4 protein-coding genes are annotated in these 2,772 nt (G+C 45.6%); 3 read left to right on the top strand and 1 reads right to left on the bottom strand.

Going from position 1 to position 2,772, the window contains the following annotated elements:
- Positions 1–84: 84 nt before the first annotated feature.
- Positions 85–249, bottom strand: coding sequence for a hypothetical protein (locus LZ24_RS17220; protein ID WP_186443036.1), 165 nt, complete (start codon positions 247–249; stop codon positions 85–87).
- 272 nt (positions 250–521) lie between these two features.
- Here LZ24_RS17220 and LZ24_RS09125 point away from each other — a divergent pair, with 272 nt between their 5' ends.
- The 3 genes from LZ24_RS09125 to LZ24_RS09120 form a co-directional block, all read left to right on the top strand.
- Complete coding sequence (locus LZ24_RS09125) at positions 522–2,063, top strand: ATP-binding protein (protein ID WP_144684771.1); 1,542 nt, start codon at positions 522–524, stop codon at positions 2,061–2,063.
- Between the two features lie 191 nt (positions 2,064–2,254).
- Complete coding sequence (locus tag LZ24_RS17590) at positions 2,255–2,395, top strand: hypothetical protein (protein ID WP_222427593.1); 141 nt, start codon at positions 2,255–2,257, stop codon at positions 2,393–2,395.
- Between the two features lie 41 nt (positions 2,396–2,436).
- Positions 2,437–2,772: PD-(D/E)XK nuclease family transposase (locus LZ24_RS09120; RefSeq protein ID WP_186443035.1), on the top strand; the 336-nt coding region annotated here is incomplete at its 3' end.

Genomic DNA, 2,772 nt, shown 5'->3' with positions numbered 1-2,772 from the left:
CTTCGAGAGCCTCAGCCACCAGACTTCGAGAGCCTCAGCCACCAGACTTCGAGAGCCTCAGCCACCAGACTTCGAGGGCCTCAGTCAACGGTAATAATGGGAAGTGGGAATCAGGGCAAGGCCATGCCCTGATCTGTCCACATAAAAAACAGACCATCCCCAGCGCGCACAGTTTCTGGGGCAGGCCACGATACAAGCAGACACCTTGATGCAGACAGACGCAAGGCCTGTCCCTGTGAAAAATTTCACAATCCTGCTTTGCGGGGGCACCCTTTACGGATGCCCGCTGCCAAAGGCAAAATCTGGGCTTTCAGTTTCCCTGATGCCAGATTTGTATGGGTGAAAGATCGTGGTGATCCGACTGGTCATAAAAAAAACAGCTTTTCATGATGCTCTCGCAAAAAGTCAAAAACGGCCCTTCTTATGGCTATAACATACTGATATTGCCAACCGACAAATTCTAGAGCCAGAGTTTTTGCGAGTGCATCAAACACACCGTTTAAAAAAAAGAGGAAAACACCATGAAAAAACTTCCCATTGGTATCCAGAGCTTTGAAATCATACGCTCGGAACCCCATTACTACGTGGACAAAACCCTTTTTATAAAAAAACTCATGGATACGGGAAAATACTATTTCCTCTCAAGACCGAGGCGCTTTGGCAAAAGTCTTTTTCTGGACACCCTCAGGCAGGCTTTCCTTGGAAAAAAAGAATACTTTAAAGGACTTTTCCTTGAAAACAACTGGGACTGGAATACAGTCCATCCCGTCATCCGTATCAGCTTCGGCTCCGGTGTTTTCCGATCCATGGAAGAACTCAGAACAAAAATTGATTCCATCCTCACGGATATCAAAAATGAATTTCTAATCGAATATGAAAAAAACGCCGTCAACGACCGCCTCATGGAAGCCATTGTCAAAATTTCCAGAAAAACCGGCCTGAATGTTGTGATTCTGGTGGATGAATACGATAAACCCATCCTGGACTGCATTGAAAACAAAGAGCTTGCCATAAAAATCCGGGAAGAACTCAAAAACCTCTATTCTGTTTTCAAGGATGCGGACGCCCACTTAAAATTTGTTTTCATCACAGGGGTCAGCAAATTTTCCAAGGTTTCCCTTTTCAGCGGACTGAATAACCTCAATGACATCACCATCGATTCCCGGTACAGTGCCCTCTGCGGCTACACCCATGATGATGTGGAAGAGGTATTCAAGGATCAGATGATTTCCGTGGACAAAGAAAAGTTCAGGGCCTGGTACAACGGCTATGCATGGTTAGGCGAGAAAGTCTATAACCCCTTTGATGTGCTGCTTTTTTTCGATAAAAAAGAGTTTCAGCCCTACTGGTTTGAAACCGCAACGCCCACCTTCCTCATTCAGCTCATGGGAAAACAACAATACTTTGTTCCTTCCATGGAAGACATAGTGCTGGGCAGGGAACTCATCGGCTCCCTTGATGTGGACATGATCTATGTGGAAAACCTTTTATTTCAGACTGGTTATCTCACCATCAAAGAAAAAATGCCAGGAGAAGGCATGATCCGCTTCAGGATGGGATACCCCAACCTTGAGGTCAAATACAGCCTAACCAATTATTTTTTAAACTATCTTGTTCAGGATTACCGAAAAAAAGAAAACATCCGCAGCAACCTCTACACCTGCTTTGAACAGGAAAAACCAGAGGCCATGGAGGATATTTTCCAGAGTTTTTTTGCATCCATCCCCCACGACTGGTACAGAAAAAACCAGCTGGCTGGTTATGAAGGCTACTATGCCAGTATCTTTTACTGCTACTTTGCCGCATCAGGATTTGATGTGAAGGCTGAAGATGCCACAGGTCATGGACGCATGGACATGAGTGTTTTTTACAAAGATACCGTGTATATTTTTGAATTCAAGGTGATTGAAAACAGCACCAAAGGCCGTGCCATGGAACAGCTCCATGGAAAACAGTACCACCGCAAATACGCCAAAGAGGGCACCGTCATTTATCTTATTGCTGTGGAATTTTCAAAGGAGGATCGCAATATCAAAAATTTTGAAGTAAGATCCCTTCCATGAAAGAGAATGAAATCTCCATAACGGCATCCGCCTCCTTTTCACCGGTCCTTAATGCTGAAAGCACCCCTTCCGGGCATCAGGAAAAGTACATGGCCCTTTAAAAAACATCATCCTTTCCAAAATCGACCGCCGAGAGGTCAAGAAGATCCTGATATGGAATCTGCCGGAGCTGATTCAGATGCTTAAGTGAAATGATGGAGCCAGGCAAAACGACACTGGAATACATCAAAATCTTTCTGCGCTACGTCATCTCGGCAAGCCAGGACATTGACGAGGCCGCCATTGAAAAGACCCTCGATGCTCCTTCCCACGCCCCCTTTTTCAGGCTATGACTCTTTCCGCCATATGAACCAGTAACTAACGGGAGGCTCCCTTGAAACATTGGCTGACGGATCACCTTGCCCTGCATTTGCTTGAACTTCCCAAGATTACTGATTACAATGTGGAAAAGACCATCGATATGTGGCTCTATTATCTCAAAAACGAAGGCCAGAGCAGGGAGGATAAGATTATGGATACCATCTTGAAGAACAACCCCCACATCGCCAGTGCCAGGGAAAAGTACATCAAGTTCACCCAGGATGATCATATGCGTGAAGCCTATGAGTCCCACATCAAATGGAAGCGGGATCATAAGACGGATCTGCTTTATGCTGAGAAAAAGGGGCTGGAGATAGGCCGTAATGAAGGACGCCATGAGGGACGCCAT

Origin of the sequence: Desulfobotulus alkaliphilus (assembly GCF_007830435.1) — a bacterium.
GTDB classification, from domain to species: Bacteria; Desulfobacterota; Desulfobacteria; order Desulfobacterales; family ASO4-4; genus Desulfobotulus; species Desulfobotulus alkaliphilus.
Note: the sequence above shows the minus strand (reverse complement) of the source record. Positions and strands in the feature narration are given on the sequence as shown.